Annotated in this window: 13 protein-coding genes; 8 read left to right on the forward strand and 5 right to left on the reverse strand. The window is 31.5% G+C overall.

The window, feature by feature from the left end:
- Window positions 1-268: 268 nt before the first annotated feature.
- The 5 genes from CLLI_RS10350 to CLLI_RS10370 all read left to right on the forward strand — a co-directional run bounded on the left by CLLI_RS10350 (window position 269) and on the right by CLLI_RS10370 (window position 4,800).
- Window positions 269-1,729 carry an IS200/IS605 family accessory protein TnpB-related protein gene (locus tag CLLI_RS10350; RefSeq protein ID WP_106064139.1) on the forward strand — a complete coding sequence of 487 codons (1,461 nt, stop codon included), beginning with the start codon at window positions 269-271 and terminating at the stop codon, window positions 1,727-1,729.
- A 278-nt stretch (window positions 1,730-2,007) separates the two neighbouring features.
- Complete coding sequence (locus tag CLLI_RS10355; RefSeq protein WP_106064140.1) at window positions 2,008-3,672, forward strand: ribonuclease J; 1,665 nt, start codon at window positions 2,008-2,010, stop codon at window positions 3,670-3,672.
- 61 nt (window positions 3,673-3,733) lie between these two features.
- Complete coding sequence (locus CLLI_RS10360) at window positions 3,734-4,123, forward strand: ACT domain-containing protein (protein WP_106064141.1); 390 nt, start codon at window positions 3,734-3,736, stop codon at window positions 4,121-4,123.
- A gap of 113 nt (window positions 4,124-4,236) precedes the next feature.
- Window positions 4,237-4,431, forward strand: a complete 195-nt coding sequence (locus tag CLLI_RS10365) for a 4Fe-4S binding protein (protein WP_106064176.1) — start codon at window positions 4,237-4,239, stop codon at window positions 4,429-4,431.
- 114 nt (window positions 4,432-4,545) lie between these two features.
- Window positions 4,546-4,800 (forward strand): YkuS family protein, encoded by a 255-nt coding sequence (locus CLLI_RS10370; RefSeq protein ID WP_106064142.1) that lies wholly within the window; start codon window positions 4,546-4,548, stop codon window positions 4,798-4,800.
- Window positions 4,801-5,051: 251 nt separating this feature from the next.
- Here the strand turns inward: CLLI_RS10370 and CLLI_RS10375 are convergent, their stop codons facing one another.
- The 4 genes from CLLI_RS10375 to CLLI_RS10390 are packed head-to-tail and all read right to left on the reverse strand — an operon-like array spanning window position 5,052 to window position 9,336.
- The gene (locus tag CLLI_RS10375; RefSeq protein ID WP_106064143.1) at window positions 5,052-6,179 is read right to left on the reverse strand and encodes an ABC transporter permease; all 1,128 of its coding nucleotides are present in this window, start codon (window positions 6,177-6,179) and stop codon (window positions 5,052-5,054) included.
- A 19-nt stretch (window positions 6,180-6,198) separates the two neighbouring features.
- Complete coding sequence (locus CLLI_RS10380; protein ID WP_106064144.1) at window positions 6,199-7,140, reverse strand: ABC transporter ATP-binding protein; 942 nt, start codon at window positions 7,138-7,140, stop codon at window positions 6,199-6,201.
- Between the two features lie 4 nt (window positions 7,141-7,144).
- Window positions 7,145-8,077, reverse strand: coding sequence for an ABC transporter ATP-binding protein (locus tag CLLI_RS10385; protein WP_106064145.1), 933 nt, complete (start codon window positions 8,075-8,077; stop codon window positions 7,145-7,147).
- Window positions 8,078-8,103: 26 nt separating this feature from the next.
- Entirely contained in the window at window positions 8,104-9,336 is a 1,233-nt protein-coding gene (locus tag CLLI_RS10390) for an HlyD family secretion protein (protein WP_106064146.1), read from the reverse strand.
- Between the two features lie 126 nt (window positions 9,337-9,462).
- On the opposite strand from CLLI_RS10390, the gene CLLI_RS10395 reads away from it, so the two are divergent.
- On the forward strand, window positions 9,463-10,146 hold the full coding sequence (locus tag CLLI_RS10395; RefSeq protein ID WP_106064147.1) for a Crp/Fnr family transcriptional regulator: 684 nt from the start codon (window positions 9,463-9,465) through the stop codon (window positions 10,144-10,146).
- 339 nt (window positions 10,147-10,485) lie between these two features.
- Complete coding sequence (locus tag CLLI_RS10400) at window positions 10,486-11,883, forward strand: APC family permease (RefSeq protein WP_106064148.1); 1,398 nt, start codon at window positions 10,486-10,488, stop codon at window positions 11,881-11,883.
- Between the two features lie 78 nt (window positions 11,884-11,961).
- On the opposite strand, the gene folE is transcribed toward CLLI_RS10400, so the two are convergent.
- Entirely contained in the window at window positions 11,962-12,549 is a 588-nt protein-coding gene (folE, locus tag CLLI_RS10405; protein ID WP_106064149.1) for a GTP cyclohydrolase I FolE, read from the reverse strand.
- Between the two features lie 363 nt (window positions 12,550-12,912).
- Between folE and CLLI_RS10410 the strand changes: the two genes are divergently transcribed.
- Entirely contained in the window at window positions 12,913-13,593 is a 681-nt protein-coding gene (locus tag CLLI_RS10410) for an ABC transporter ATP-binding protein (protein WP_106064150.1), read from the forward strand.
- The last annotated feature ends 1 nt before the right edge of the window (window position 13,594 follow it).

Here is a 13,594-nt window from a genome sequence, read left to right on the forward strand (position 1 = left end):
AAAGGGGAAAACAGTAGTTATCAAAAATAATAACAAATAGTAACATTTAATAATAATTTATGTTAACGATATTCTATAAAAATGATATATTTATCCGATGACTACCCGCTCTAATACTCCCATCGCACCCTGTGAAAGCGATTCGCACTGGACACCTGTTTTTCTTCAAAGTGGGAGTAAAGAGCGGCTACGTCCCTGGATAACGATTTCACTTAAAGGATAACGACTTCTAAAAAATATGGAATAATAAAAGAATTAGGGAAAGGGGATGAGAATAGTAAAAATAACAATGAAAGCAATTCTAGTAAATGAAACTGAAGAACAAAAATCAATTATAGATAATATTATGTTAGTATTTTGTACGGCTATTAGATATTCTTTTAAAAGATTATTAGAAGGAATAAAAATATCCGAATTAGAAAAAGAAGTATCACATAAATATAATCTTAATATCCGCCAAGCAAAAGATGCAGTAGAATCAGCAAGACAAACTATTCTCTCTCAAAAAGAATTAATAAAGATAAATTATGAAGATTATGAGAGTAAAGCTAAAGCAATTGAAAAGATATTAAATGATAAAACTAAAAAATTATCAGATAAAAAGAAAACTGCGTTATTGAGCAAATTAGCTAAAAGGCAAAGAAGACTAGAATATTTTAAATATTTCATTGATACAAATACTATTTCACCTGTAACTTTTGGAACTAAAGAAATGTTTCTAAGAAGATGTAAAGGCTTAATCTCTAATCAAGAATGGAAAGATTGCAGAAATAATAGATTTTATAGTCGTGGAGATAAAACCAAAAATGGTAATCCTAATCTTAGAGTTATTATTAAAGGAGGTATGAGTTTTTTAGAAATATCTACTTTAGAAAAAACTAAATCAAATAGAGCTATAAAAATACAAGTTCCTATTTATTTGCCACAAAAGTTAAGTAAGAAAACAGGCAAAATAAATGGTATAGATTATAGAGAATTATTTTTAAATCATTTAAAAACAGGTGAAGCTTATCAGGTAGAAATGATTAAGAGAAATGGTAAATATTATTGCCATATAATCTTTGAATTACCTAAAACAGAAGTTGTTTATACTGGACACAATGGAATAATAGGAATTGATACTAATTCAGATGGTTTTGCATTAACTATGATAGATAATAAAGGTAATCATAAATGGCACACATATTTAAAACAACACGAATTATTATACGCCAAAGGAAATCGCAGAAAGAATTTATGTGGAGAATTAGTTAAACAAGTTACTTTAATAGCTAAAACTTATGGAGTAGGAATTGCTATTGAAAATCTTAAATTCAAAAATGACAAAGATGTAAATAGTAAGTTTGCTAGAATTAAAAATAATTTTATATATTCTAAATTGTTAACTATGCTTGAAAGTGCTTGTTATAGAGAAGGAATAGAATTACTTAAAGTTCGCCCTGCATATACAAGTAAAATAGGATTATATAAATATTGTCATCAATTTGGTATGGTAGTTCATAATGGTGCAGCAATGGTTATCGCTAGAAGAAGTTATAAATTTAAAGAATCGGTTCCACAAATATTAATAGATAAATATGTGGATGAAAAACATAAGGATAAATTTAATTGTTACCATGAATGGAAAAGATGGTCAATGATAGATAAAAATATTAAAAAGAAAGTAGAGGTGAAAAAGCCTGATTTTTGGATAGCTAACAGAAAGAGATTACTAGGATTAGTAAGTTAGTATTAACTTTAAAATAAATTAAACTTTGCACAAGTACACCTAGTAGGAAAGGCTTGTGTAATTAAAATATTTTAGGGGCTGAGCAACACTCGCAATTCTGTTGTACTTTATAATGGTATAAAATTGTAAAGGCTATATGGGAATTTTAGTATTATAGTACTAACCTAAGTAGTTGAATCCTGTGAAGCTACCGTCCTATTAGTCGATAGAATGAAAAACTATATAAAATAGTTAATGTTACTATTTGCTATGGTTTTAGAAATCAGGCGTAAATTTAAGTGGAAAGTAAGAACAGTGTGAGAATTATTCCTCTAGGAGGACTTGGAGAAATCGGAAAGAATATAACAGCCTTTGAGTATAAAGATGAGATCATTATTATAGATTGTGGTGTATCATTTCCAGATGAGGATATGTATGGTGTAGATTTGGTAATCCCTGATATAACGTACTTATTGCATAATGCGGAAAAGGTAAAAGGAATTTTTTTAACTCATGGACATGAGGATCATATAGGATCATTACCTTATATTTTAAAACAATTAAATGTACCCATTTACGGTACAAGATTGACACTAGGCATGGTTGAGAATAAATTAAAGGAACATGATATACTGTCAGACTGTGAGCTCCATGGAGTAGAAGCTGGAGACGTGGTAAAATTAACAAATTTTAATATAGAATTTATAAGAGTTACTCACAGTATAGCAGACTCATGTGCTATTGCTATTCATACACCGATTGGTGTAATACTACATACAGGTGATTTTAAAGTAGACTATACACCTATTGATGGATTAACCATGGATTTAGAGCGTATTTCAAGTTTAGGAAAGCAGGGAGTACTATTGCTTATGGCGGATAGTACCAATGTGGAACGTCAAGGGCATACAATTTCAGAAAAAACCATAGGAGAAACTTTAACTAGAATATTTTCAAATGCTGAAGGAAGGGTTATTGTGGCAACCTTTGCTTCAAATATTCATAGAATGCAGCAGATAATAAATGCCTCATTGAAATATGGAAGGAAAGTAGCATTTAGTGGAAGGAGTATGGAAAATATTTCACAGGTAGCCATAGAGCTAGGGTACCTTCATATGCCGGAAGGGCAACTAATAAGTGTAGATGAGATAAGCAGTTATCCTAATGAACAGATAACTATAATAACTACTGGAAGTCAAGGGGAACCTATGTCAGCCCTTGCCAGGATAGCCTTTGCTACCCATAGAAAAATTAAAATTGAATCAAAGGATTTGTATATTATTTCCGCATCGCCAATTCCGGGAAATGGAAAATTGATATCTAAGGTAATTAATCAATTGTATAAAAAAGGCGCAGATGTAATTTATGAAGATTTGGAAGAAGTACACGCATCAGGTCATGCATACCAAGAAGAATTAAAATTAATTCATACATTAGTTCACCCTAAGTTTTTTATGCCTGTTCATGGTGAATACAGGCATTTAAAGCACCATGCTAACTTAGCCAAAAAGCTAGGTATGGAAGGACAAAATATTTTTATTTTAGAAACAGGTGAAGTTTTAGAGTTATCTGACAAAGAGGCAAAAATATCTGATAGAGTTCCTACGGGCTCAGTATTTGTAGATGGACTTGGAGTAGGAGATGTAGGAAATATAGTACTTAGAGATAGAAAACATCTAGCTCAAGATGGTATGATCACTATAGTTGTTACTATAGAAGGGGAAACTTATAATATTATAGCAGATCCGGATATAATAACTAGAGGATTTATATATGCAAAGGAATCAGAGGCTTTGATTAATGAATCAAAAGAAATTGTTAGAAAAGAGTTGCAGAACTGCTTAGATAATAAAATTATTGAGTGGTCAGTTTTAAAAGCCAGTATGAAAAGATCCCTAGAAAAGTATTTATATGAAAAGACAAAAAGAAGACCTATTGTTCTTCCCATTATTATGGAAATTTAGCCCTTTAAACAAGTTTTTATGGTAAAATATATAAAAATGCATAAGAAAGGGTGATGATAATTTGTTAGAAAATAAATTAATAATGAGATTACTAAAGGGGAATTTTGCAGTTTGTAGATTAGATAATACTGAAACAATTCCTAGTTGGTCAAAGAATGGTGAGTTTTTTTCAATAACAAAAACTTCAGAGGAACTATCCATTGTATGTGCTGAAGAAAACATCCCAAATGGTATAAAATGTGAAAAGCATTGGAAAGTTATAAAAATTGAAGGACCTTTAGATTTTTCTTTAATAGGAATTCTAGCTTCAATTAGTACTACATTGGCGCAAAAGGACATAAGTATATTTGTCATTTCTACCTATGATACAGACTATATCCTTGTTAAGAGTAAAGATATTGATAATACAATAAATGCATTATTAAGTGAAGGGCATGAAATCAGGGCTTAGAATGTTTTATTAGGATGGAAGATGAGTTAATAATTATTATTGACAAAAAGATAATATCCTTATATAATTTGTATATACCCCATATGGGTATATACAAGAAAGGAAGAGGTAGGATGAAAAAAGTAAAGCTAATGAAAGATAGATGTGATAGCTCACTATTCTGTGCAGCGAAAAGAGTTTGTCCTGTTGGTGCCATTGAGTTCAAGAAAACTGGCTTTTTTTCTGGGAATATTACTATAAATGAAGAAAAATGTATTGGATGTAGTAAATGTGTTGCGGCATGTCCTCATGGAGCATTGAAATTATAATTGGAGATGAAGTGGGATTAATGGAAAACAAGAGATTAAGCAAGCTAAAATGTAAATATTTAGCGGTATATGTTAGCAGCTATTTGTATAAAATAATCACGAGGTGATAGATTTATGAAAACAATTGGTGTAGAAAAAGGATTAAAAAATGTAGCGGATTTTTTAACTAAAGAAGGTTATTCTGTACAAATGTTAGATGAATCAATAGAAAGTAATTCTTCGAAATTAAATGGTATTGATGCTATTGTAACAGCAGACTATAATACGGATATGCTGGGATATAGTAATACTGAAACTAAGGCACCAGTAATAAATGCTAGTGGATTAACTCCACAAGAAATAAAAAATAGAATTGATAAACAGAGTTAATAAGTAAAAGCACTAACTTTTTATTACCTATATAGTAACTAATAATCAATGGCTATATAGGTTTTTTATTAAGATATTAAGAAGGTGGGGCTGTTGCATTATTGAATTACGTATAGGGTTAAGATGGCTGATAAGATTGATGAATTCCGTTTGTCTGGATGAAGTATGAGCGAGTTTATGGAATCACTTAGCTTGTCAGCCATTTAGTCATTATTTTGTCGTTCTGTTAGCAGCTATAAATTAATATTATATTAATCAATTTTCTTTTTAAATTTTAAAGTAGCTATGGAAAGGACAGTCACACCAAATACTACTAGTATGATGAATTCATTTTTTAATGATGAAAATCCATTTCCTTTAAGGATTATACCTCTAAGGACCTTTATGAAATATGTCAATGGAAATACATTGCTTATTACTTGTATTATCTTTGGCATGGCCTCCCTTGGAAACATATATCCTGAGAGCAATATATTTGGCATAATCATAAACATTGATAATTGCATTGCCTGCAGCTGGCTCTTAGATATAGTAGATATGAGCAGCCCGATACCTAATGCACTGAACAAAAATATTACTGAGAAGAACAATAACAATGCTATGCTTCCTGCAACTGGTACCTTAAACCAGAAAATACTCAATATCAATGCCAGAATTATATCAATGAATCCAATTATTACATATGGAATTATTTTACCAACCATTAACTCCATCTTTGAAATTGGGGTTACAATAAGCTGCTCCATGGTGCCTTTTTCTCTTTCTCTTACAATTGAAAAGGAAGTAAGCATTAAAGTTACAGTTTGCAATATTACCCCTATTAGACCTGGAACATTAAAATTAATGCTGCTCATATCTGCGTTGTACCACACTCTACTCCTTAAATCAAAAGGTTGTGATATAGTAATATTAGGGGAGGAGCTCTCAATGATCTTTACTGACATGGACTGGACTACCGATCCTGCGCTTGAAAGTATCGTTTGAGCAGTAGTAGGATCAGAGCCATCCACTATTAGCTGAATTTGAGCAGTCTTTCCACTCTTGATATTCTTAGAATATTCAGGGGGAATAACGACTCCAGCCTTTGCATAGCCGTCATCTATGTATTTCTGAACATCGCCCATGCTATTTGCCATATAATTCATATTGAAATATTGTGAATTAGTAAGGTTATCTAAAAGCTCACGACTTTCCGTTCCTATATCATTGTTATACACTACGGTTGAAATATGATCAACGCTGGTAGATGCGGCATAACCAAATAATAATAGTTCCATTATAGGCATTAACAGTATTATGGCTATAGTTCTTTTATCTCTTTTAATCTGATAAAATTCCTTTTTAATTACTGCTATGGTCCTTTTTATGTTGAATTTCACATTACCACTCCTAACACGGCTATTTTTTTAGCTGTTTGCTATTTTCTTTATTTACTAAAAATACAAATACATCTTCTAGTGAAGGATTAACTTTTTTTATACTGCTACATTCAACTTTATTTATCTTTAGATATTTCTCCAGCTCAGATAAGGATAGGTTAGGTTCAACTAAAGCATGGATACCGTTACCATATATAGATGCTTCCTTTATTTTATCCTTCTCCTTTAAGATTTCTATAGTTTTTAAGGTATCATCAACTTTGAGTTCAATGATATCTCCATCAATTGAATTTTTCTTCATATTATTGGGTGTATCAAGAGTAAGTAAATTACCATAATATATAAATCCTATGGTATTACAATGCTCCGCTTCATCCATATAGTGAGTTGTTACAAGAATGGTTACCCCACTTTCAGATAATTGATATATTAGCTCCCAGAAATTCCTTCTAGCTATAGGATCAACTCCTCCAGTAGGTTCATCTAAGAATAATATTTCTGGATCATGAATTATGGCACTTCCTAGAGCAAGTCTCTGTTTCCATCCTCCTGATAGGTTGGATGTTATCGTTTTTTCTTTGCCCTCTAGGTCTGCCATCTTAAGAATTTCTTTTTTCTTTTCGGCTAATTTCCTATCTGATAATCCATACACTCTACCATAGAAATCCAAATTTTCTTCTACGGTTAAGTCCTCATATAAGCTAAATTTTTGAGACATATATCCAATCTTTTCTCTTATTTTATTATTATCTTTGCTAATATCATAACCTAGTACAGTTCCTTTTCCTAAAGAAGGGCTGATAAGACCCATAAGCATTCTAATAACTGTTGTTTTGCCAGAGCCATTTGGACCTAAAAATCCAAACACCTCACCCTTTTTTACGTTGAAACTGACATCATTCACTGCTGTAAATTTACCAAACTTTTTTGTAAGATGTTCTATCTCTATGGCATTTTCCATTAAATCACAACCTATCTTTTTCGTTTTTTACTATATTTACGAACACATCTTCAAAGGAGGGGTTAACAAGGTTTATATCATAAATACCAATATTATTTTCTTTAAAGTCTCTCATAATTTTTCCCTTTTTATCTTCATAATTGTCAACTACAATATGAAGTTCCTCACCTAATAGGTATGCATCCTCAATATAATCAAGGGATATTAAAAAATCCTTTGCCTTATAATTGTCTGTTGAATATAAGCTTATGATATGTTTTGTAAAATCCTTAATAATCTTATTGGGGGTATCTTTTTTAATGATTCTCCCATTACTTATTAAGCCAATTTCATCACATCTTTCTGCTTCATCCATATAGGGCGTACTTACAAATATGGTTACTCCCTTTTCTTTTAGTTCAAATAATATTTTCCATAGCTCTCTTCTGGCCACGGGGTCTACTCCAATAGTAGGTTCATCAAGAAACAGATACTTTGGAGTATGGATTAGATTACAAGCTAAAGCAAGCTTTTGTTTCATACCTCCGGAAAGTTGGTCTGCCAGTTTATAGGAATGTTTTTCTAGATTACTAAATTTAAGCAGATAACTGATTTTCTTTTCTCTTTCATTTTTGGGAACTTGATATATTTCAGCATAGAAAATTAAGTTTTCTAGCACGGTTAAATCACCGTAAAGACTAAACCTTTGAGGCATATAACCAATATCTAATTTGATTTTTTCACTATCCGTTATAATATCATTTCCGCCTATTTTAGCAGTGCCGCTATCCGGAGAAATCAGTGAGCAAAGCATTCTCATAGTTGTTGTTTTGCCTGCACCATCTGGCCCTATGAGACCGAATATAGTGCCACTTTTAACCCTAAGGTCTAAATGATCAACAGCAGTAATATCTCCGAAACTTTTGGTAAGAGAATTTATTTCAATTTCACATTTCATATTTTATTTCTCCTAATTTAACCTTTCTAATTTATTTTAATGTTTACATCAACCGGCATCCCTGGTTTGATTACTCCTTTTGAATCTAAAATTTGAAGTCTTACTTCAAAAACTGTATTCACCCTTTCTTCTTTAGTCTGAATATTCTTTGGGGTGAATTCAGCGTTGCTGCTTATACGAATTACTTTGCCTTTAAATGTTTCTTCACTGGTGGAATCAATATGGATATTTGCTTCCTGACCTACTTTTATATGTCCAATATTAGCTTCTGAAACATATACCTTTATCTCCATATCGTTAGTACCAGATATTTCTGCAACTGGTTTTCCGAGTGGAGTAAATTCACCTTTATTTATTGTTAAAAGATTTATGATACCATCTGTAGGTGATTTGATTTCTGTTTTACTAAGTTCCTTTTTAAGCTGATTTACAATAGTCTGTGCTTGATCATATTTCAATTTAGCCATTTCATATTGATTTTCAAGCTGTTTAAGCTGCATATCCCCATTAGAAACGCTGAGTTCATAAGCTGCCTTTGCTTGGGACATCTTGTCTTTTGCAGCCTTTACATTTGCACTACTTGGTCCAGTTTTAACCTGGTCTAATTTAGCGCTTGCAGTATTCACTTGGGATACTGCCAAATTATAATTTTTTTTGATTTCATCATAATTCATTTGAGTTATCTTGCCACTGGTTAGCAGGGTCTTGCTTGCATTTAAGTTATTTTCCATATATTTAAGATTGATCAGAGCTTGATTATATGCTTCTTGAGCCTGCTTAACTTCATCTGTGCTTGCTCCTTCAAGGACATTTTGATATTCGTCATTTGCAAAATTATATGCACTTTTAGCTTGATTCTTTGAATCAGAATAAACATTTTGATAGGATTTAATACTTTTCTGTGAAACCTCTATATTTTTTTTCGCCACATCTAAATTATCCAAAGCTTGTTCATATTGATTTTTTATACTTGAATTATCTACTTCTGCAATTATTTGCCCTCTTTTTACCAGGTCTCCTTCCTTTACCATTACATTTGTTATGACTCCTGATATTTCACTACTTAAATTTATTGGGTTGTTTTCAACTACACCTGAAGCTTCTATGAATGTTCCATCCTTTGTTGTCACTATAGTCTTAGTCTTTGCAGTCGTTTGAAAACCATTAAAGATAAATATGGAACTCAAGGCTAATAGAATTAGCGCTGAGAGAATGAATATTTTCCTCTTTGATTTAACTAGCTCTTTGATTTTACTCATTTTGTAACCCCCAATTATTTTAGAATTATTTTAAAATTCCCTTGATATTCTAATAAGATGAATTATAATAATAATAATAAAAACAAGATGTAACATATATTACAACTCGGATAAAAGGTGATTTTATTGAGATTAGAAGATTATTATGATGTACTAAAGAATATCAATCTATTTAGAAACTTTTCTGAAAGGGACTTTTTCAAACTCTTTAAGAATATAGATTATGAAATATCTGTATATCCTAAAGATAGTATGGTATTTATAGAAAGTACAGAATGTGATACCCTAAATATAATCCTAAGTGGAAATGTAAGAATTCAAAAGATTGATTCATCTGGAAAGGTTCTGGTAGTTACAGATTTTAAAGATAGAGATATCTATGGAGAAGCCTTACTCTTTGGGCAATGTAATACCTATCCCATGACAGGAATGAGTACTATGGATACTACAGTGCTTTTTATTCCAAAGGATGCAGTGTTTTATCTGTGCAAAAATGATGATGTATTTCTAAAAGAATTTCTTGCATTACTTTCGTCAAAGTCAGTAACCCTAAGCAGTAAGCTGAAATGGATATCCCTAAAAACTATAAGGCAGAAGATATGTGAATTCATTTTAATAGATTATAAAAAAAATAAGAGCTTAAAGATTAAACTTAATATGACGAAAGAGGAATTGGCTGATATAATGGGAGTACAAAGACCTTCACTATCCAGAGAACTAATGATTATGAAAAATTTAAGGTTAATAGATTATGATTACAACTATATATATGTGAAAAACTTGGAAGAGATAATGAAGATGCCACAATAATTCCTCCTTTAAATATTTGGTATGCTACCTTATGAGTAGACAAGTAAAATAATAAAACTTGTTTACTTAGGAGGAAGCATTTTTTATGTCGTTTAAAGCAGATTCGCTCAAATCTTAAGTACTTAGTCTTTTTTGTGCATTTGTATCAGGAGCCTTGTTAACTGCATTGAGGTTATATAAGGAATTAAATATGTAGAAAATAATGGGGGTATACAAAATATTAAATAAATGGTAAAAGTTCCTTGATAGCTATTGCAGGAAGGTGTAAAATGTAAATTATCATGTAAATAAAAAACAGATACTAGTGGCTTATATTTTAAGAAAGGGGGTAACAAGAAAATGTCTAGCAGTACAGAGAATAAAGAAATAGGAATGAAAAAAACTCTTTCTTTATGGAACTTCTTTACAATAGGTTTTGGAGCTATTATTGGTACTGGGTGGGTTTTATTAGTTGGAGACTGGATGATTATTGGGGGTGGACCTACTGCTGCAATAATTGCATTTATTATAGGTTCCATCTTTTTACTCCCTATAGGTGCGGTATTTGGTGAATTGACAGCGGCTATTCCTGTGGCAGGAGGTATAGTTGAATATGTTTCACGTACTTTTGGAGACAAACCATCTTATTTTACTGGATGGTTTCTTGCTCTAGGGAATGGTATTCTTTGTCCATGGGAGGCGATTGCAGTTTCCACTTTAGTTGGAGAATTCATACCTCAACTTAAAATAATCCCACTATATAATATTATGGGAGCTACTGTATATCTTCCAACACTACTTGTGTCACTTGCATTTGCAGTTTATGTTATTCGATTAAACTTTAGAGGTGCCTCTGCCGCTGCAAAGCTGCAAGGATTTCTAACTAAATTATTACTTGCAGGTATGGTAATTGCCATGGGTATCTCTATATTCAAAGGAGGGCCCCAGAATATGCAGCCTATATATAAGCCATCATCTTCAGGCAGTGGAAGCATATGGATGGGAATACTTCCAGTGCTTGTTATGACTCCATTTTTTTATGCGGGATTTGATACAATTCCACAGCAAGCCGAAGAAGCTGCAGAAGGATTGGATTGGAATAAATTTGGAAGGGTTATTAGTATATCATTACTTGCTGCAGGCATATTTTATGTAATATGTATATACTCATTTGGTACAATAGTCCCATGGGAGAAATTTGTTACTTATAACATTCCTGCCCTAACTATTTTATCAGTAATTGGTCTAAGAGTCTTTTCCAAGGTAATGATTTTTATTGCTATTATGGGACCCTTAGGACCTATGAATTCTTTCTTTGGAGCTACTAGTAGAATTTTATTAGCTATGGGACGTAAAGGTCAATTGCCTGAAAAATTTAAGGAATTGGACAAAAAAAATGGAACCCCAAAAGTTCCTAATACTATAATGGCGGTTCTTACAATAATTGGCCCATTTTTAGGCAAAAATATGCTAGTACCATTGACAAATGTTAGTTCCTTGGCATTTATATTTGCTTGCTTTATGGTTAGTGCAGCTTGTTTACGTATGAGAAAAACAGAACCTGATATTCCAAGACCTTATAAAGTTCCAGGTGGAAAATTTGGAATATCATTAGCTTGTATTACTTCACTTATTATTATAGGACTATTGATTATCCCTGGTAGCCCTGCTGCTTTAAACACAGTAGAATGGATTATTGTAGCCATATGGTTTTTAATAGGTCTAACATTTATGCTGCTAAGGGGTAAAATAGTATAATAGCCATTACTGTGGCTGTGGCACTAAGAAATTTACATACAATATATTGTAGTATTTATTCTTAATGCTACAGCCTCACTATTTATAAAGCATCATTAATTTATTATTTAAAGTTATATCAGTATTAAATCTTCCTCTTAAAGTAGTGGTTATTGTCTTAGTGCCAGGCTTTTTTATACCTCTGGTAGTCATACAGCCGTGTTCGCCTTCAATGATTACAGCTACATCCTCTGAATCAGTTATTTTTTGTATAATGTAAGCTATATCTGTTCCAATTCTTTCTTGAAGCTGAAGTCTTTTGCCTACCATATCGGCTATTCTTGCAATTTTACTTAACCCAATAATTTTTTTATTAGGGATATATGCTACTGCCACTTTCATGTTGTACATTAATGCTAAGTGATGCTCACAATGACTAAATATTTCTATATCTTTCATCAATACCATATCATTAGAACCTTCTTGTACTGATAAATCATCTTCAAATGTTTTATTAAACATTTCTGCAATTTCATCATTGCTGTAGCACATTCCTTCAAATACTTCTTCATACATTTTAGCAACACGTTTAGGTGTATCTTTAAGTCCTTCTCTATTAGGATCATCACCTAAAGCTATTAAAATACCTTTTATGTGTTGTTCAATTGCTTTTACATCAATTGCCATATTATACACCTCCAGTTAAAGTTACATTTCTAACTCCTGTGGGTTTTATATATTCATATATATCCTCAGAGTTTATTAATTAATAATGAGTTTCGTAAATAGCTGTTCTCTTTACATTATAACCTTTTTTATTCATTATTTTAAAGAAAAATATTGCAAAATTTTAAAGAAAAATGCTGTAATAAGAACTTCTATATAAGCTAATTTTTATCTTACACTGGTATCTTACAAAATTGTAAGAGTTCTCACTTATATGTAAGATAGCAGTTATTGTTTTAAATATGGTAAAAAAATATAATAGAAACATAGTTCAGTTTAATTAATTTGTTAGATAGATATTTTAAAGTAAAGAGGGGTAAGAAAATGGAAATATTAAAGGTTGAAAATTTATCAAAAACTTATGGAGAAGGCAATAACAAAGTAGAGGCACTAAAAAATGTATCATTTTCTATAAATAGAGGAGAATTTACGGCTATAGTAGGCGCATCGGGTTCAGGGAAAAGTACTCTACTTCATGCTATAGGAGGGCTTGATAGACCAAGTTCAGGTAAAGTTTATTTAGATGGAGAAGATATATATAAATTAAATGAAGAAAGGTTAGCTATATTTAGAAGAAGAAATATAGGATTCGTGTTTCAGTTTTTTAATTTAATACCGGTATTGGATGTAGAAGAAAATATATCGCTACCTGCTCTATTAGATAAAGAAAAGGTAGATAAAACTTACTTGGAAGAAGTAATAAATATGCTTGGATTAAAAGAAAGAATAACACATCTTCCATCAGAATTGTCTGGGGGACAGCAGCAAAGGGTTTCCATTGGAAGAGCTCTAATAAATAAGCCAGCTATAATTCTTGCAGATGAACCTACAGGTAATTTAGACAGTAAAAACAGCAAAGAAGTGATAGAGCTTTTAAAGCTTTCATCTAAAAAATATAATCAAACTCTTATAGTTATAACACATGATATAAATATTGCAGAACAGGCAGACAGGGTAATAACTATAGTGGATGGTAAAATTAGATCTGATGAAAGAGTAAGGTAGG

Source organism: Clostridium liquoris (assembly GCF_002995785.1).
GTDB lineage: Bacteria > Bacillota > Clostridia > Clostridiales > Clostridiaceae > Clostridium_AO > Clostridium_AO liquoris.